General features: G+C 50.4%; 19 protein-coding genes. All 19 read right to left on the reverse strand.

From position 1 onward, the window contains the following. Positions 1 to 985: anthranilate phosphoribosyltransferase (trpD, locus tag TY10_RS08455; RefSeq protein ID WP_042162545.1), on the reverse strand; the 985-nt coding region annotated here is incomplete at its 3' end. Further along, the gene (gene trpE, locus TY10_RS08460) at positions 982 to 2,547 is read right to left on the reverse strand and encodes an anthranilate synthase component I (protein WP_042162548.1); all 1,566 of its coding nucleotides are present in this window, start codon (positions 2,545 to 2,547) and stop codon (positions 982 to 984) included. The genes trpE and trpD, both read right to left, overlap by 4 nt. A 552-nt stretch (positions 2,548 to 3,099) precedes the next feature. Then, the gene (aroH, locus tag TY10_RS08465; protein ID WP_042162550.1) at positions 3,100 to 3,468 is read right to left on the reverse strand and encodes a chorismate mutase; all 369 of its coding nucleotides are present in this window, start codon (positions 3,466 to 3,468) and stop codon (positions 3,100 to 3,102) included. Positions 3,469 to 3,473: 5 nt separating this feature from the next. Continuing rightward, the gene (aroB, locus tag TY10_RS08470) at positions 3,474 to 4,568 is read right to left on the reverse strand and encodes a 3-dehydroquinate synthase (RefSeq protein WP_042162552.1); all 1,095 of its coding nucleotides are present in this window, start codon (positions 4,566 to 4,568) and stop codon (positions 3,474 to 3,476) included. A 181-nt stretch (positions 4,569 to 4,749) separates the two neighbouring features. Beyond that, positions 4,750 to 4,923 carry a hypothetical protein gene (locus TY10_RS30985; protein ID WP_202903163.1) on the reverse strand — a complete coding sequence of 58 codons (174 nt, stop codon included), beginning with the start codon at positions 4,921 to 4,923 and terminating at the stop codon, positions 4,750 to 4,752. 67 nt (positions 4,924 to 4,990) lie between these two features. Beyond that, a complete protein-coding gene (locus TY10_RS08475; RefSeq protein WP_042162554.1) occupies positions 4,991 to 5,776 on the reverse strand; it encodes a CheR family methyltransferase in 786 nt (261 codons plus the stop codon). 48 nt (positions 5,777 to 5,824) lie between these two features. Then, on the reverse strand, positions 5,825 to 6,268 hold the full coding sequence (gene ndk / locus TY10_RS08480) for a nucleoside-diphosphate kinase (RefSeq protein WP_042162556.1): 444 nt from the start codon (positions 6,266 to 6,268) through the stop codon (positions 5,825 to 5,827). A 23-nt stretch (positions 6,269 to 6,291) separates the two neighbouring features. Continuing rightward, a complete protein-coding gene (locus TY10_RS08485) occupies positions 6,292 to 7,266 on the reverse strand; it encodes a polyprenyl synthetase family protein (protein ID WP_042162558.1) in 975 nt (324 codons plus the stop codon). Positions 7,267 to 7,274: 8 nt separating this feature from the next. Beyond that, a complete protein-coding gene (locus TY10_RS08490) occupies positions 7,275 to 8,153 on the reverse strand; it encodes a menaquinone biosynthetic enzyme MqnA/MqnD family protein (RefSeq protein WP_238327515.1) in 879 nt (292 codons plus the stop codon). Beyond that, positions 8,104 to 8,772 (reverse strand): UbiX family flavin prenyltransferase, encoded by a 669-nt coding sequence (locus TY10_RS08495; protein WP_042162560.1) that lies wholly within the window; start codon positions 8,770 to 8,772, stop codon positions 8,104 to 8,106. The genes TY10_RS08490 and TY10_RS08495 overlap by 50 nt, the downstream gene beginning before the upstream one ends. Further along, positions 8,766 to 9,641, reverse strand: coding sequence for a UbiA-like polyprenyltransferase (locus tag TY10_RS08500; RefSeq protein WP_042162563.1), 876 nt, complete (start codon positions 9,639 to 9,641; stop codon positions 8,766 to 8,768). Before TY10_RS08500 ends, TY10_RS08495 begins: the two co-directional genes overlap by 7 nt. Beyond that, complete coding sequence (locus TY10_RS08505) at positions 9,638 to 10,354, reverse strand: demethylmenaquinone methyltransferase (RefSeq protein ID WP_042162565.1); 717 nt, start codon at positions 10,352 to 10,354, stop codon at positions 9,638 to 9,640. Before TY10_RS08505 ends, TY10_RS08500 begins: the two co-directional genes overlap by 4 nt. A 15-nt stretch (positions 10,355 to 10,369) precedes the next feature. After that, on the reverse strand, positions 10,370 to 11,239 hold the full coding sequence (locus TY10_RS08510; protein WP_042162566.1) for a heptaprenyl diphosphate synthase component 1: 870 nt from the start codon (positions 11,237 to 11,239) through the stop codon (positions 10,370 to 10,372). Between the two features lie 190 nt (positions 11,240 to 11,429). Next, complete coding sequence (locus TY10_RS08515) at positions 11,430 to 12,011, reverse strand: hypothetical protein (protein ID WP_042162568.1); 582 nt, start codon at positions 12,009 to 12,011, stop codon at positions 11,430 to 11,432. 243 nt (positions 12,012 to 12,254) lie between these two features. After that, complete coding sequence (gene mtrB, locus TY10_RS08520) at positions 12,255 to 12,494, reverse strand: trp RNA-binding attenuation protein MtrB (protein ID WP_042162569.1); 240 nt, start codon at positions 12,492 to 12,494, stop codon at positions 12,255 to 12,257. A 321-nt stretch (positions 12,495 to 12,815) separates the two neighbouring features. After that, entirely contained in the window at positions 12,816 to 13,091 is a 276-nt protein-coding gene (locus TY10_RS08525) for an HU family DNA-binding protein (RefSeq protein WP_042162571.1), read from the reverse strand. Between the two features lie 168 nt (positions 13,092 to 13,259). Further along, the gene (locus TY10_RS08530) at positions 13,260 to 14,246 is read right to left on the reverse strand and encodes an ABC transporter permease (RefSeq protein ID WP_420329388.1); all 987 of its coding nucleotides are present in this window, start codon (positions 14,244 to 14,246) and stop codon (positions 13,260 to 13,262) included. Continuing rightward, entirely contained in the window at positions 14,246 to 15,757 is a 1,512-nt protein-coding gene (locus tag TY10_RS08535) for a sugar ABC transporter ATP-binding protein (protein ID WP_042162575.1), read from the reverse strand. Before TY10_RS08535 ends, TY10_RS08530 begins: the two co-directional genes overlap by 1 nt. A 39-nt stretch (positions 15,758 to 15,796) precedes the next feature. Next, entirely contained in the window at positions 15,797 to 16,906 is a 1,110-nt protein-coding gene (locus TY10_RS08540; protein WP_042162577.1) for a sugar ABC transporter substrate-binding protein, read from the reverse strand. Positions 16,907 to 17,184: the final 278 nt, after the last annotated feature.

Below are 17,184 nucleotides of genomic sequence, written 5' to 3' on the forward strand. Positions count from 1 at the left end.
AATCGATCATTTCGGCCGCTATTTCCGCTCCTTCGCGGAGAGAGCCAGCTAAGCCTCCTACATAAATGCACGCCCCGGCATTCGCCAGTACGATGTCGCGATACGCGCCGCGCTGCTCGCCGCTGAATATCTTCCGGATCAGCGCTGCATTCACTTGCGGGTCACCGCCGATTACTTCGCTGATTGGATAACGGCTCAGGCCAAGCTCCTCCGGCGTCAGCTCATACGTGCGAACCTCGCCGTCCAATAGCTCCGAAATCTGCGTCGGAGCGGAAATGCTAATCTCGTCAAGGCCGTCATTACTGCTTACAACCATCGCCCGCTTCACACCAAGCTCGCTGAGCACGGATGCAATTGTCTCTGTTTTCGTCCGGTCATACAATCCAAGCAGCTGACGATCCGCCCCTGCCGGATTGGTCAGCGGGCCCAGCATATTGAAGATTGTACGAACACCTAGCTCACGGCGCGGTACAGCAGCGTGGCGCAGAGACGGATGATATAGCTGAGCGAACATAAAGCAGATACCAATGCGGTTCAAGCACTCTGAAGCTTGCTCCGGCGTCAGCGTAATTTGTACGCCTAGCGCTTCCAGCACGTCAGCACTGCCCGCTTTGCCCGACATTGCCCGATTGCCGTGCTTCGCCACACGAATGCCAGCCGAAGACGCAATGATGGAAGAAGCGGTTGAAATATTAAATTTATGAATGCCTGAGCCGCCAGTTCCGCAAGTATCCAGCAGCCCTTCCTGTCTCGTCTGCACATGGCTGGAGAAAGCACGCATCACTTCAGCAAAGCCTGTAATTTCCTCTTTCGTCTCGCCCTTCATCCGCAAAGCTGTTACGACACCGGCAATCTGAGCGGGAGTGGCTTCGCCGTTCATAATAATTTCCATGACTGAGCGTGCAGCAGCTCTCGACAGATCCTCGCCGCCTATCAATTGATTAAGCGCGCTTTGCATCGTCATCGGTTCCGTTACGAATGTCATTGCCCTTTCCCCTCTCCCGCCTGGACGTAATAGTCGGTATTGATTGCACTTTGCTCATGGGAACGCTTCGTGCCGAAAATTTGTTCGGCTGTACGAATCGCCTTCAAGCTCGCTTTCGCTTTGTTGACCGTCTCCATATATTCGCTCTCCGGAACGGAATCCCATACGATGCCCGCCCCTGCTTGCACATACGCTTTGCCATGCTTGAAAATAATCGTGCGGATCGTAATGCAAGTGTCGAGCGTTCCGCCAAAGCCCAAGTAGCCAATCGCGCCAGCATACGCGCCGCGTGCTTCATTCTCAAGCTCTGCAATAATCTCCATCGCCCGCAGCTTTGGTGCACCGGATACCGTACCGGCTGGCAAGCAGGACAGGAACGCGTCATAGAAATCTTTGTCTTCGCGAAGCTTGCCGGACACGTTGGAGACGATATGCATCACATGTGAATAGCGTTCAATCTCCATGAAGGAATCGCAATGCACGGAACCGAACTCCGATACGCGGCCGATATCGTTGCGGCCAAGGTCCACCAGCATCAAGTGCTCCGCGCGTTCTTTCTCATCAGCGAGCAAATCCCGCTCCAGCTCCAAATCCTCTTCCGGCGTTTTCCCTCTTGGGCGCGTTCCGGCGATTGGACGGGTTTCCACTTTATCGTTAGTGACTTTCACGAGCGCCTCTGGCGACGTACCGACGATCACTTCGTCTCCCATTTTCAAATAGTACATATAAGGGGAAGGATTCATCGTACGCAGAACGCGGTACACATGCAGCGGATCAATGTCTGTCTCAATGCTGAAGCGCTGGGACAACACCACTTGGAAAATGTCACCCGCGCGAATGTATTCCTTCGACCGCTCGATATTGGCGATGAATTGCTCCTTCGTCACATTCGACTGCACGTCGCCGAGATCCGGGTCAACCGTCACCGAAGCGCCGGACATGACCGGAATGGCAATCGGCTGCTGCAATCTTTCGATCGTTGCGTCGATCTTAGCTGCCGCTTGTGCATAAGCTTCCTCTACAGCAGCCTCTGTTGCGACCTTAGGGATATGAACATTGCCGATAATTTGCAGCTGCTGCTTGAAATGATCGAAGACGATAACCTGATCGCAGAACATGAATTGCAGATCATTCATTTGAAGATCGTCGATCCGGTGCTTCGGCAGCTTCTCATAATATTGAAGAAGGTCATAGCCGAAAAATCCGATCGCGCCGCCCGTGAACGGCGGCAATCCCGGAATGGCCGGGCTGCGGAAGGAACGCAAATGCGCCTTCAGCAAATCAATCGGCTTGTCGTCAAAGGTGTCGACGCTGCCGTTATGCTCCAGCACCATTTTGCCCTCTTTGCCGTACAGCATCATGAACGGGTCCGTTCCGATGAACGAGTAACGCGCCCATTTCACGCCGCCCTCTACGCTTTCCAGCAGAAAGGCGTGTTTTTCCTTGGCAAAATGCTGGAACAGCCGGATTGGCGTCTCCGTGTCCGCCATAATGTGACGAACGATCGGGATGAGATTATATTGGCCTGCCAGCTTTTTAACTTGCTGAATTTCACTGTACATAGAGGGCCTCCTAAATGTGATGCACCTGCAATTCCTTCAGACCGACTGCCATTTCGCTGCGTGTGCGGATTATTCTTCCGATCGTATTGTTCACAGATTCCCTTTCTATCCTAATCGGATATCGTGGATCAAATCTGCTTACAAAAACGAGCGCTTACGCTTCTCCAGAACAATTCCGCACCCTTCGCTTCGGCCTGCCGGCTCATCAAAATTTGCAAAAGCATTACCTTTTTTCGTTGTGGGATGGATGGAACAAAACAACGAGCGTTGCGGGAGAGACATAAGAAAAGCCCCTGCAGCAGCAGGGGCTTGATTAGTTGAAATAAGTACGCCGAAACGGAAGGCAAGTGAATAAGGAATAAAGCTTCATCAGGGTATAAGGCAAATACACCTATCCCAAGGAGCTCACTCTCTTCTCAACTACGCTCAACTCTACTCTGCTCGACTCTTCTCAACTAAAAACCTGCTCGCTCACTAACTTCGCTATAAAACCTAGTCTACACTCTTCTTAACTGATTTCACTATACAATAAGTAACAGCGCTGCGTCAACTTTATGTTTTGGACAAATCAGGACGGAGCACTTGTGCGCCGCCAAGATATACATGCTTGATTTCTGCTTGCGTTTTATCCGTGTTGACGTGCAGAAGGAACCGGATACAGCGCTCCAGACTTCCTTTTACCGGCACTTCCAGTGCGCACATCAGCGGTACGAGCTCCCAATCGCTAAGCTGACGAATCGCAGCCGCCGGGAACGCAGCATCCAGGTCATGGGTGACCGTGATCATTACGCTGCAAATATCTTCGGGCAAAATCCCGTTCTCTTGCACAATTCCGTTCAACAGTTCAATGGTCGCTTGTAAAATCGGCTGCTTCTCATTGACATCAACCGTAATTGCGCCGCGAATTCCTCTGACTTTCATCCCGTTTACGCCTCCAGTTTCAATTGCTCAACAATTTCCCGCACCCATGCTGTCGGTACATCCTTCTTAATCTCGACTGTCCCGATCGCAGTAGGCACGACGAATACCATCGTATTCTCGCTAAATTTCTTATCATGCATCATCGCATCCATAATCGCATCAACATCGAAATGCTCTGGCAGCTTCACCGGCAAGCCGCATTTGGACAATGCCCGCTTCGTTGTCGTATAGACGTCCTCAGGAGCGCCATAGCGCAGCCCTAGCTTTGCCGAGCCAATCATCCCGATTGAGATCGCTTCGCCGTGCAGCAGCTCACCATAGCCCGCAACAGCCTCCAGCGCATGTCCAATCGTATGGCCGAGATTCAGTATGGCACGAAGATCATTCTCCCGCTCATCCTGCGATACGACGGCGGCTTTAACGCTGCAGCCTTTATAAAGCGCATATCCTAGCGCATCCGGATCAAGCGCAAGAAGCTTCTCTGCATGATCCTCGCACCATTGCGCGAATTCCGCATCCCAGATCAATCCATGCTTTACGACCTCGGACAGTCCTGCTTTCACTTCTCTTGGCGGCAGCGTCTGAAGCGTATTCAGATCGTACAGCACGAGCTCCGGCTGGTGAAAAGCACCGATAATATTTTTCGCCAGCGGATGATTGACCGCCACCTTGCCGCCAACACTGCTGTCATGTGCAAGAATTGTCGTCGGCACTTGAACGAACTTCACACCGCGCATATAGGATGCCGCGACGAAGCCCGCCAGATCGCCTACGACTCCCCCGCCAAGCGCGACAATCGTCGATTTGCGGTCCAGGCCTGCTTCCAGCGCCTTCGTTACCAGCTTCTCCAGGACGGCCAATGATTTGGAGCTTTCGCCCGAATCAACAATTGCACTGGCAACCGTGAAGCCGCTGCTGCGCAAGCTATCCTCCAGCGTGCTCAAATGACGGGAGGCAACCTCGCTATCCGTGACGATCAACAGCGGAGATTTTGTGCTAATTCCGTGCTTCAAGAAATAGGAGGAGGCCTCCGGCAGGAGACCTTCGCCAATATAAATCGGATAAGAGCGTTCGCCTAATTCAACCATTAATTCTCTCATAATTTATCTCTCCCATTGCTTGTCAACAGCCTAAACATCTTTGCTCATTATAGTACAGCACTGCCGGTTTGACAATCGCCGCGCCTATCTGCTGGTTAGCCGTCAGCCCCTTTTTTCTCCATAAAAAAAGCGGGATGCCCTTACCCGCTGCATCCCGCATTTCTATGGCATCGCCACTGCTCTAGCTGGTAGCTCCCGTTACCGGAATCTTTCTTTTACCGGCTTTCTCGTCGGCTGCCGGCATACCGCTCATCAGCCCGGGTATTTGACGGCTGTCGAGCCCGATGATTTGCGCGCATTCCTGAATCGATATGTAACCGCTCCGATATGCGTGAATCACTTTCCGCTTATCCATTCCTATCCTCCCGTTCCTTAACATGTCCAATGTCCTTAGTATAGGAGAAGATAGATATCGGTATACCTTATTGAGGCAATCGGCGGTAAAAGAACGTATCTGCTGTTTCGAATCCATATTGCGCCGGCGAGAAAATCTGCTCTGTACTGCCCACGAAGAGCAGGCCGCCGGGACGAAGCGCTTTAGCAAATTTATGATACAATAAGTGCTTGGCTTCCTCGGTAAAATAGATCATAACGTTCCTGCATACGATCAGGTCAAAGGATTCATCGAACGTGTCATGCAGCAAATTTTGCTGCTTGAAGCGAATGCCTTGCTTCAACTGATCCGCGACAGCAAAGGCTCCCTCGTCGGGTTTGAAATACTTTTGCCGCATAGCGGCCGGAACATCCCGAAGCGAGCGCTCCAGATATATCCCTTCCATAGCCTTCTGCAGCACGATAGCATCCAGATCCGTCGCATCGATCGACACCCGGTTGAGCACACCCATCTCCGCCAAGATCATAGCGAGCGTGTAGGGCTCCTCCCCTGTCGAGCAAGCGGCGCTCCAGAGCTTTAGCCGCCCGCCAGACTTCAGCATCTCGGGCAAAAAGCGGTTTTGCAGCACTTCCCACCGGTTCGGGTTGCGCCAAAATTCGGAGACGTTAATCGTCATCCGATCCAGAAATTCATGCAGCAGCGCACGGTTTTGTTCAATTGCCGCCCAATACTGCTCGAAGGTATCGTAACCGTGCTTCATCCGCAGAGTCGTCAGCCTTCGCTTCATCTGCGCTTCCTTATACTGAGCCAAATCGATTTTCGTCTTATCCTTCATGCGTTGAATAAACAATGAAAAGTCGCGATCCTCGGTCATAGCCGCCTCCTGTTATGTAGATGATGCTTTTAGCTTGCGAGGCGGTGATTATACCCAGCGTTGAATCGTCTGCTCGTAGCTAACGAGCTCGCTTGGCGCAAAATAATTGTTGATCTCAAGCTCAGCGCTCTCCGGCGAATCGGAGCCATGAATCAAGTTCAAATTCGTATGAACGGCAAAATCCGAACGGATCGTACCCGGCGCAGCGTCTACGCCATTCGTCTTGCCAATAAGCGCTCTGGTCAAGGCAATGACATTATCGCCTTCCCATACCATTGCAAATACGGGACCTGAGGTAATGAAATCGATCAGAGGCGGATAAAACGGCTTGCCTTCATGCTCAGCATAATGTTTGGCTGCCAGCTCACGGTCAACTTGCATAAACTTCGCAGCGACCAGCTTCAGCCCTTTGCGCTCGAATCGGCCTACAATTTCACCGATTAATCCGCGTTGTACACCATCGGGTTTAATCATCAGAAAAGTTCTTTCCATCGTTATCCATCCCTCTCTATTTATCAGTAATTTCGCTTACCGGTGAAATACGCAATATCGATCAAGTTCTTTTTCGCCCCGATACCAGGCAATCCCTCTAAGGCCTGCAGCGCTTTTTCAATATATCGGGTAGCGAGCCTGTCCGCGAGCTCGATTCCGCTGCTTGCTTTGATCATTTTGATCGCAGCCGAAGTATCCGAAGTGCCATTGGACTGCATGATCGTGTCGATTTCCTTCAATAGCGGCTCACGAACATTATCGTCCTGGAGCGCCAGAATGACAGGCAGCGTAATGTTGCCTTGGCGGATATCCGACCCCGGCGGCTTGCCGATTTGCTTTTCCGTACCGAACAAATCAAGCAAATCATCGCGAATCTGGTACGCCATCCCTACGTTATAGCCATATCGGTACAGCCGGTTTACTGTCTGCCGGTCCGCATCGGCGGCCGCAGCGCCTAACTGGCAGCTGATGGCGATCAGAAGCGCCGTTTTGCGCCGGATACGCAGCAAATAGTTGCGGATGGATTGCTTCGTATTAAAGAAATCCCGGATTTGCTCCATTTCCCCGATGCTCATCTGTACGAGCGCCTTGGACAGCATCTGATGAATAAACGGATTGTTCAGCTCCGTCGCAATCGTCAGTGCCTTGCCAAAAATATAATCGCCCGTATACATCGCCACCCGGTTGTCCCACTTCGACTTTACCGTCTGCTGGCCGCGTCTTGTGGCGGCATCATCGATCACGTCATCATGCACGAGCGAAGACATATGTATAAGTTCAAGCGGTACCGCTATTTTTTTCAGAACGTCAAGGTTATAATGCCCAAACTTGCCGGCAAGCAGCACAAATACAGGACGGAGCCGCTTCCCGCCCGCTTTGAGCAAGTGAAGCGACGCTTCGCTGAGCAGTTCGTCGTCAAACGTGACGCTACGCTCAAGCTCCCGCTCGATTTGGTTAATATCCCCTTTTAATTTTGCAAAAATGTCTAGTAGTTTCATGCGTTCACCTATTCGGCAGATTGATCATACTGATAAAACCTTAACTCCACATCTTGCTCCAGCAGCCCAAGCTCTTTCGCGTACCGGAAATATAAAGACAAACCCTCTTGCTGCTTGGGTCCAAAATCGTACTGAAGACTTGTAAAATACATTTGCCAGTAGGCAGCGTCGCCGCCCAATTCTGCACAGGCTTTATCGATCAACGGCTGCAAGTCGGCGAGGCTCTGCCGCTTGCCTTCGAGAAATGCCTTATATATCGCAGCGAGCGCTTCTGGAGCCGCATCAGCCGCTTCCTTACGGACCGCCACGACAGCGAACGTCATCGCAAGACCGCTCCACTCATTCCAAAGCTCGCCCAGATCCATACGGTACAAGCCATTTTGCTCCCAAGAAGCATGAATAGCCGGATCACCGATCAGGAGCGCGGCATCGGCATGTGCCAGCATATCCTCCAGCACCGGTTCGGCTGTTTCGTATTCCGGTTCCAAGCCGAATCGCTTAGACATAATGATTTTGAGCAGATTGACGGAGGTCGCAGAGGTCGCGCTAACTGCTATACGCTTCGGCTGTACCTTCTCAAGCGGTTCCTTGAGGAATAAATAGATCGAATTGACCTTGCCTTCGGAACCTACGGACAGATGCGGCAGCAGCAAATATTTATCCGCATTGACGCCATAGGAGAAAGAAGAAATGGCCGCCACCTGAATATCGCCCTCTTGCAGCAGACGGTTCAGCACCGATGGCACTCTCGAGACGATCTCCATGTTCGGGGCTGTCAGATGATGAAACAGCGGCCATGCATTGGCATAATCGATTCGTCCTACCGTGAGCGTGTCCTTATGATTCTCTAAGTTTACCGTTTCGTTCCGCATGCTCTTGCTGTTCAAGCTGTTCATCTCCCCATCTTCTATACAACGAATGCTCAATGTTCATGCTATCCAGCACTTTGCCGACTAGAAAATTGATCATTTCCTCCATCGATTGCGGCTTATAATAGAAAGCCGGCATCGCTGGAATGATACGAACACCCAGTCTCGACAGCTTCAGCATATTTTCCAAATGGATGGCATGGAGCGGCGTTTCACGCGGCACCAGCAGCAGCGGACGCCCTTCCTTCAGCATGACGTCTGCAGCTCTTGCCAGCAAATCATCCGATATCCCGTTCGCAAGCGTTGCGAGCGAGCCCATAGAGCAAGGGATGATGACCATCCCCTCCACGCGGTAAGAGCCGCTGGCAATCGTCGCGCCAATGTCGGCGTTCGGATGGAAGACGAGTTGGCCCGAGGCCATCTCTTCGGCAAAACGAAGCTCAAGCGCCGCTTGTCTCCGTGAGGTCTCCCAGCCTAGTTCTTCCTTAAGCACCCGCCAGCCAGCTTCGGTAACGACAAGATGAACAATATACGAGGCATTGATCAGTTCCTCAATCAATCGGATGCCATAGATGGCTCCGCTCGCACCAGTAATGCCCACGACCCATCTTTTTTTCTTCGCCACTGTCTCTACCATTGATGCAGCACCACCAAATCTGCAATGGCAAACAGAAAGAGCAAAACGCTTAGCGTACCGTTCATCCCGAAGAAGGACAGCTGAACACGGGATAAATCATTCGGACGAACAAGCCAATGCTGATAGAACAAAATCGCGATAGAAATAACTGTTCCCGCCAGGTAAGCCCAGCTTAGACCGGTTGTCCAGAACAGCGCAATAAAGCAAATGGCTGTAACGGCATGGAAGGAACGTGCAATCCATAATGCACCGGCAATACCGAATTTGGCAGGAATGGAATGCAGCCCCGCATTGCGGTCGTATTCAAAGTCTTGTGTCGCATATACGATATCAAAGCCCGCAATCCATAGAGCAACAGCTACATAAAGCAGCCAAGCTGCCGGATGGAATTCACCGGTAACAGCTACCCATGCGCCAAGCGGCGATAGACCAATGGTCAAGCCCAGCACGACATGGCACAGCCATGTAAATCTTTTCGTATAGGAATATAGGACAAGCAGTACCACTGCAATTGGCATGAGCTTCATCGCAATCGGAGCCAGATTGGCTGTCGCGATGAACAGCATCGCGAAGGACACAATCGTGAACAGCAGCACCTCCGCCGACTTGAGCAAACCGGCAGGCAGCGCACGGGAAGCTGTCCGCGGATTACGCAAATCGATCGCTTTGTCGATAAGCCGGTTCAAGCACATAGCCGCGCTTCGCGCCCCGAACATAGCGAGCGTAACCCAGCCGATCTGCGGCCACGAAGGCAGTTCCCCATTAATTACAACGGCTCCCAAGATAGCTCCCATAAACGCAAAAGGCAAAGCAAATACGGTATGTTCGAATTTAATCATTTCCAAAATAATGCGGATTTTGCGGATCATTGCTGAGTATTCTCCTTTTTGCCGATGTGCAGCGCGGCGACACCGCCAAACAATGCATATGCTTTTACGTTTTGCAGCCCTGCTTCTTTGAACAGTTCACTAAGCTGCTTGATGTCGAGAAATAATTTCAAAGAATCCGGAAGCCATTTATATTCTTTGAACCGCTTCGCCACGAGCTTGCCGAGCAAAGGAAGAATTTGCTGAAAGTACAAGTAATAGACCGCTTTGAACGGCTGCCAGCCGGGCTTGGACAATTCCAGACATACAACTTGACCGCCTGGCTTTACGACCCGCTCCATTTCCTTGAGCACCTGCAAGTAATTCGGTACATTCCGGAGACCAAAGCCTATTGTTACGTAATCGAATGAATTATCCTCGAAAGGCAGCTCCATCGCATTGCCCTGAACGAGCTTAATTTGACGGTCGAGCTGCTGCTCCTTGATTTTGGTTGCGCCGACATCCAGCATGTTCTGGCTGAAATCGAGTCCGACGATTTTGCCGCTTCCGCTTGCCTTCGCGAGCGCAATCGTCCAATCGCATGTTCCGCAGCAAAGATCCAATGCTGTCTGGCCGGGCTGCACATTCATCTTCTTCATCGTAAATTTGCGCCAAGCTTTATGTCTGCGCATGCTCAGCAAATCATTCATCAAATCGTATTTCGGTGCAATGCTCTCAAATACGGCATGCACATGCTGTTTAGAATCTGCTTCCATCGCTTTCTCGTCCCCTTATCTTGTTTCGTTAAGGGCGGGAACCGCTCCCGCCAATCTGCCCGTGTACGACTCCAGCGCCTGGAGGAACTCTTGCACAAGCATGTCCGCATGCAGCCCCGCTGCCGCTGCTTGAACTTCATCAGCTGCTGACTGCAGCATCACTCCGAGCTTGCCTCGAAACCCGTATTTTTTCAGAAGACTGGAAAGAAACGCCGGATTGGAATGCTGCTGCTCAAGCGCTTGACGCTCCTCTTCCGTGCCGTTCTCCAAGACATGCCAATAGGCCCAGCTTTGATAAAACCGGGTCGGCGACTCGCATCTTTCCATTTCGTCCAGAGCTACCTCGCATCGGCACATCCCTTGCAGCAACACCGGCCAGCTGCTGGAAGCCTGACCTGCCATCTTGCCTGCAAACACGTCGAACAGCTTGCTTTTCATTCCCGCCATCCAAGCAAAATAATCTTCAGCCGTCAATTCCGACCGGCTCATCATAATATATAATTTCACTTTCATCCGGTTCACTTCGCATACAGCAGAGCTAATGGCGGCTATCATATCCGTCTGTCCGGCTTGTGCAAGCAAGCGGTAAAACTGCGAGCTGAAATAGTCGCCGGCCAGCACTTTCAGCTGCCTTGAACGCATTTCGCTCTCCGATCGTTTATCCGTTTCAAGATCGATCAGATCATGGGTGTCCATTCCAAGCTGTACTAGCGATACGACCAAAGAGTATAGCTCACTCTGGGCGACATTCGGACTTTGTTGATTCAAAATTGCGAAAAGCAATCGCACCCGCAAATCGGGAAAAGCCGGCAATTCCGTATGCGCTTGAATCATGTCGTATTCGACATATTTCTTCGCGATTTCATGGATACGATTTGGTATCATGGGGTAAGCCTCCCAAGCCTAACATTATGCCGCCTTTTGCGGCAAAGTTGTTTCTTATCTCCGATGATAAAAAAGTTATATTTCCTGCAGCACGTATAAAAAAACGAAACGTCCGCTCAATAATCTAAACTATTATAGCACAACTTTAGGAATGAGCATACGATTGCGAGCAAAGCAAAGCTGCCGTCCGCTACTCCACTGCCTCTTGCTTCTTGAGCGGTACGGCGGTATAGCTCTCGGCAGGCCCAAAGCGCTGCTCCCATGCCGATGTAAAGCTAATACGGAGCCGCTCTCTCCAGCGCTCGTCATGAATCGGATCGGCTTGACTCAACTGGTCGATCTCATCCAGCAGCCAATTGTCGCCTTTTCTCACATCTATGGCGAACAGCAATCGGGATGTGCCTTGCTCATTTCCCTCTACATAACGAAGTAAAATACGGCTGACGTTGTCCATCTGCAGAAAAGAAAGACGGATCAGCTTCTCCATATCTTCCGCCCAACGCTGGCTTTGCCCAGCGGCATCCGGCAATTTCATTTCGACCGATAAAATCGTATGCTTCCATTCCACCTTTGCCAATTGCCCCGAAAGCTGCAAGCCTACCATAGCATCAACGAGATTGCTGTTTGTCAGCTTCGTGGCGGGAGTCGGATGAAACACCGACACGTCCCTGCCCGTTTCTTTATGTAAATGGGGCAGCCAGGCCAATACGAGCGTAACTGCCAGCGCTGCAAGCAAGCCCGCTAAGTAAGGCTTTGCCATCCTCATATTCATGGCCATTCCCTCCCTTACGGGATCCATCCGCTTTGTACTTCAAGTGTGGACGATCCGTAATAACCTCATACCCCATTGTACAAACAAATGAGCCAGGCTATGCCTGTTATTAAGAGGACGGGTTTGTACGAAGGGAATGATTCTGCCGCGTGCAGGCTGAACAACCGCTTCAAGAAGATATATCCGCTTTACTGACGAAAAAGCTCCCTTTCTGCCTATTCGCAGAAAGGGAGCCGGCTCATCTTACTGATCGGTCTCCATCGTGCCGTACTTCGTCATTACAATCGCTTTGCCGCGAATTTTTATCGCCGAGGTATGATTCGTAAACTGGGCAATCATAATTTCGTTTTTGTCCAGCTTTTCGGTATGATGGAATTTTGTATCTTGTCCGCGTGTCAGGCCGATGACTTGAACGCCATGGTCTTTCGCTTTAATCACGACGTATTCGCCATGATTGTTATTAGGGCTAGGGTTGGTTTCCATCTTGGTTCCTCCTGAAAAGTTTTGCGAAGCAAAACTTGCTTCGTAAGCCTATGCTTAGTTTTGCGAAGCAAAACTTGCTTCGAAAGCATACGCTTAGTTTGCGTAGTGGCTACGCAAGCTTAACTAAATTTTACTACGCAAACTGCTTCGTAAGCATACGCTTAGTTTTACGAAGTAAAACTTGTTATGTATATGCAACAACAATGCACTATTTATTATAAGAGGGAGCTTTCTACTTGTAAAGGAGCGCCAGGCAGCCCAATAGACAGCGAAAGCGCCCGAACAATAGGTCCGGACGCTTTCAGGCTTGCTAGTGTATGCTTAATTGGAAACGAGATCCTTAAGAGATTTACCCGGTTTGAATGCAGGCATTTTGCTTGCTGCGATATCAATCTCTTCGCCGGTTTGCGGGTTGCGGCCTTTACGGGCTTGGCGCTCGCGAACCTCAAAGTTCCCGAATCCTACCAGTTGTACTTTATCACCGCTTTGCAGCGCATCGGAAATAGCATCGAAAACGGCGTCAACTGCTTTAGTCGCATCTTTCTTCGAAAGATCGGACAGTTCAGCCACTTTGGCGATCAAATCAGTTTTGTTCATTGTTTCACCTCCCTAATAGACAATAAAGAGTCATCTTATCCCTCTTATTAACTGAAAACTTCAAAAATATACCTTTCTTGAACAAACTTATAGTAATACAGCCGATTCGCAATTTCAAGTAGCTGAATTGGATTCCACTGTTTTCATTCCATTTGCAGAAGAAAGGGGTTATCCGTTTCGCCGTCTGTTCAAATGAATAAAGGTAACCGCCAGCGCCAGAACGAGCACCGTTCCTTTTACGATGTCATTCGCGTAGTATTGGACCTTCATCATCGTCATACCGTTTAAGAGTACGCCGATTAGAATCGCTCCGAAGAAAGTACCGATAACATTCGGCTTGCCAGCGCCTAATACAGAGTACCCGACGAATACCGCAGCAACCGCCTCCATCATCATTGGAGCGCCAGCGTCAATTTGGCCAGTACCTACCCGAGCCGCATATAAAATCCCGCCAATTGCCGCAAATACACCGGATGCGATATAAGCAAACGTACGGATGCGCCGAACTCGAATGCCGGATAACCGGGCAGCCTCTTCGTTGCCGCCTGTCGTATGCATTTGCCGTCCCCACTTTGTATATTTGAAGAAGATATGCACTGCCGCTACTGCAACAATCATTAGAATGACCGGTACCGGCACACCAAGCAGTTTCCCTTGACCGAGCCATAGAAATGCAGGATCGAAAGTTCCTGGCGCTGTCGACCCGTCAGGCATCGGCATATTGTTATAGATCGAATAGCCTTTCGTATACGTCTTGTGAATTCCCGCGACAATATACATGACAGCGAGTGTAGCCAATAGGTCCGGAATTCGAACACGCACGATCAATAGCGCGTTGAGAAGGCCTACGACTGCACCGGAAGCGAGCGCAACCAGAATGACGAATATAACTGGCTGCTGATACCACACCATCATAGCAGCCGTCAGAACGGTGGTCAGCGATACAGTAGAACCTACCGACAAGTCAAATCCGTCAACCGTTAAGGAAAACGTGACCCCGATTGCGACAAACGTAACGATTGAAATCGAACGCAAAATGTCCGAAATGTTCGCATAGGTGAAAAAGTGCTTGTCCCATAACGAGAAAAACAAGATGACGAGGCCGATGACGATCAGCGACCCGTATTTGAAAATAAAATGCAAAGCCTTATCCATTATGCTTGCTCCCCCTTGCCGCCGCTGGCATGCAGCAGCAGCTGCTGTTGCGTCGCTTCACCGCGCATAAATTGTTTCACCAGCGCCCCGTCGCACATGACCAATATCCGGTCGGCTATGCCGATTGCCTCGGTAAATTCGCATGTTAAGTAGACGATTGCTTTACCTTGCTCCGCCAATTGGCCGATGATGCGGAATATATCACTTTTCGCACCGATATCAACGCCTTTAGTAGGCTCGTCGAACAGATAGACAGATGCTTCCGTCGGCAGCCATTTGCCGATAGAAACCTTTTGCTGGTTGCCGCCGCTAAGGAAAGCAGTCTGCTGCTGAGGCGAAGAGGTTTTAATGCCCAGCTTGCCGATGACAGCATGCGCGTTATTGTTTTCCTTCTTGCCTGACATAAAGCCGAATCGGGAAAAGGCGTTAAGCAGCGGCAAGCTTAAATTATGCTGGACGGTATCGCCTACCAAGATGCCTTGCGTTCTTCGTTCTTCAGGGACTAGTACAATGCCGCCTTGAATCGCATCCGCAGGATCAGTCGTTCGAACTTCACGGCCCGATACCTTCACTGTCCCGGTATCCGCCCGGTCAGCGCCAAACAAAAGACGTGACAGCTCTGTTTTGCCCGCACCAACTAATCCGACAATCGCTACGATTTCACCGCTTCGTGCCTCAAAGCTAACATTGCGCACGCTTCTGCCCCTGGCAAGCCCATTCACCTGGAGCAATACGCCGCCGATTGGGGCGTCCGACTTCGGATACTCCTCCTCGAATACGCGGCCTAGCATCGCATGCACAACTGCATCTACGTTGGTATCGGCCGTCGGCTCCGTGAACACTCGTTCGCCGTCCCGCATTACCGTAATCTGATCACAAATCCGGAATACTTCCGGCAGGCGGTGTGAGATGAATACGATGCCAATGCCTTCTCCTTTCAACTGCTCGATGACGCGAAACAACCGCTCCGCTTCATCCAGACTTAAAGGGGCGGTCGGCTCATCGAAAATAACGTATTTCGCTTGCTCCGTCAATAATCGGGCTATAAGCACCAGTTGTTTTTCAGCTAGACTTAGTTCGCCCGCCTTCTTGCGGACAGGAATAGAAGCGCCAAGTCTCGCAAGCGTCGCTTCCGCTTCGCTCTCCAGCTTGCCCCAATTGAGCCACAACCGGCTTCCTTTCGCCGAGATCCGGTCCAGCATGACATTTTCCGCCACGCTAAGCTCCGCAACAAGAGCGGTATCTACCTCCTGATAAACACAATGGATGCCCATTTTTTTGGCATCCCCAGGCGAAGCGATATGAACTTGCGAACCATCGACAATTATGGCTCCTTCATCTTGCGTATAAGCTCCAGACAATATTTTCATCAACGTGCTCTTGCCCGCTCCGTTAGCTCCGAGCAGTGCGTGCACCTCGCCGCCTTGTACTGTAAAATCAACGCCGCGGAGGGCGGGGACGCCGGAAAATGCTTTCCGGATCCCCTTCATTTGCAATTGCTTTGTACTCATTTGGTCAACCGCACCTCTCCAACGTCCCGTTAGCCGGGTTTACTTCGCGCCTTCCAGCTCTTTCATCCATTCTTCGTAGCCTTGCTTGCTGCTGCCCCAGCCTTCGATATACTGTGCAAGCTGCGTTGTGTTTACTTTCTCAGTTGGCAAAGCGTCGCGTTGAACGTAGACCGGATTCAGGACGATAACCGGCTCATTTTCTTCGCCTTTAAATTCTTTATACAATGCACGCACTTGAATGCGGCCGATATCTTTCGGATCTACCGCTGCAGATGCTACCCATGGGCTAGCCGGATCTTGAATCATTTGCAGATCCTCATCACTCATGTCGATGCCATAAACTTTAATTTCAGTTCTGCCTGCTTGTTGAATAGCGCGTGCTGCGCCTTTTGCAAATTCATCCCATGCAGCCCATACGGCAGTAATATCGCCTTTGTTCGGATTCTGCTTCAGGATAGCTTCCATTTGAGCTTGTGTATCGATGGCAGGATTGTTGGCATTGCCAAACGCTCCGATTTCTTTAATTTCCGGATACTTGCTTTGGAACTCTTTGTATGCCACTTGGCGGCGTTCCATTGGTGCAAAGCCTGCAACCCAAACCTTTACAATCTTGCCTTTGCCGCCAGCGTCTTTAGCCAGCTGCTCTAGCGTAAGCTCTGCCATTTTCTTATCATCCTGCTGCAGAACCGGTACGCCTTCGATTTTCACATCGGCATCAAACACAACGACTGAGATGCCTTTAGCAACCGCATTTTTAATGCCTGCTTCCAGAGCAGATGCTTGTCCATGGTCAATCAGAATGCCGTCAAAACCTTGGTTGACTGCTGCATCCAGATTGGAAGCCATTTTGCCCAGATCATTATCCGATGCAAACACCGTTACATTGCCGCCGAATTTCTCAACTTGATCCTTCACACCCTCCACATATTGCGAAGAGAACGTACCTGTATTGAATTGCATAACGAGTGCAACTTTTTTGCCTTTAAGTGAAGAAATATCATTATTGTTCGCTGCCGGCTCCGTAGCCGCTGGCTCTGTCGCCGCTGGAGCGTTCGTTCCTTCGTTTGCCGGTTTCGCGCCGCAAGCTGCCAATACCAATAGCATAGCTGCAAGCAGAACCGTTAAATAAACCTTACTCTGTTTCTTCATTTCATTCTCTCTCCCCTACTATTTACCTAGTAATAAATTGCTATTCTGTTGCTATCATATCATTTTCTCCTACTATGTCAATCGGAATTTAAGTATATATGAAAATGATGTCGAATAATAGCGAATCACAGTGACATATGTCATTATAAAACCGATGTTAGCACATACACAACTCATTTTTTAAAAAGCAGCATCCATGCAGACGATTATTTATTGTTTGCAGACTCAACAAAAAGGCCGCCCCATCGATCTTTTCAGACCTCTGGGACAGCCTTTAT

This window comes from Paenibacillus gorillae, assembly GCF_000513275.1.
Classification (GTDB): Bacteria; Bacillota; Bacilli; order Paenibacillales; family Paenibacillaceae; genus Pristimantibacillus; species Pristimantibacillus gorillae.

What these genes read in the sequence shown, in the direction of transcription:
- trpE (WP_042162548.1), bottom strand. Translation starts at nt 2,547, where the DNA reads ATGTACAGTGAAATTCAGCAAGTTAAAAAGCTGGCAGGCCAATATAAT.
- aroH (WP_042162550.1), bottom strand. Translation starts at nt 3,468, where the DNA reads ATGAAAGTCAGAGGAATTCGCGGCGCAATTACGGTTGATGTCAATGAG.
- aroB (WP_042162552.1), bottom strand. Translation starts at nt 4,568, where the DNA reads ATGAGAGAATTAATGGTTGAATTAGGCGAACGCTCTTATCCGATTTAT.
- TY10_RS30985 (WP_202903163.1), bottom strand. Translation starts at nt 4,923, where the DNA reads ATGGATAAGCGGAAAGTGATTCACGCATATCGGAGCGGTTACATATCG.
- TY10_RS08475 (WP_042162554.1), bottom strand. Translation starts at nt 5,776, where the DNA reads ATGACCGAGGATCGCGACTTTTCATTGTTTATTCAACGCATGAAGGAT.
- ndk (WP_042162556.1), bottom strand. Translation starts at nt 6,268, where the DNA reads ATGGAAAGAACTTTTCTGATGATTAAACCCGATGGTGTACAACGCGGA.
- TY10_RS08485 (WP_042162558.1), bottom strand. Translation starts at nt 7,266, where the DNA reads ATGAAACTACTAGACATTTTTGCAAAATTAAAAGGGGATATTAACCAA.
- TY10_RS08495 (WP_042162560.1), bottom strand. Translation starts at nt 8,772, where the DNA reads ATGGTAGAGACAGTGGCGAAGAAAAAAAGATGGGTCGTGGGCATTACT.
- TY10_RS08500 (WP_042162563.1), bottom strand. Translation starts at nt 9,641, where the DNA reads ATGATCCGCAAAATCCGCATTATTTTGGAAATGATTAAATTCGAACAT.
- TY10_RS08505 (WP_042162565.1), bottom strand. Translation starts at nt 10,354, where the DNA reads ATGGAAGCAGATTCTAAACAGCATGTGCATGCCGTATTTGAGAGCATT.
- TY10_RS08510 (WP_042162566.1), bottom strand. Translation starts at nt 11,239, where the DNA reads ATGATACCAAATCGTATCCATGAAATCGCGAAGAAATATGTCGAATAC.
- TY10_RS08515 (WP_042162568.1), bottom strand. Translation starts at nt 12,011, where the DNA reads ATGAATATGAGGATGGCAAAGCCTTACTTAGCGGGCTTGCTTGCAGCG.
- mtrB (WP_042162569.1), bottom strand. Translation starts at nt 12,494, where the DNA reads ATGGAAACCAACCCTAGCCCTAATAACAATCATGGCGAATACGTCGTG.
- TY10_RS08525 (WP_042162571.1), bottom strand. Translation starts at nt 13,091, where the DNA reads ATGAACAAAACTGATTTGATCGCCAAAGTGGCTGAACTGTCCGATCTT.
- TY10_RS08530 (WP_420329388.1), bottom strand. Translation starts at nt 14,246, where the DNA reads ATGGATAAGGCTTTGCATTTTATTTTCAAATACGGGTCGCTGATCGTC.
- TY10_RS08535 (WP_042162575.1), bottom strand. Translation starts at nt 15,757, where the DNA reads ATGAGTACAAAGCAATTGCAAATGAAGGGGATCCGGAAAGCATTTTCC.
- TY10_RS08540 (WP_042162577.1), bottom strand. Translation starts at nt 16,906, where the DNA reads ATGAAGAAACAGAGTAAGGTTTATTTAACGGTTCTGCTTGCAGCTATG.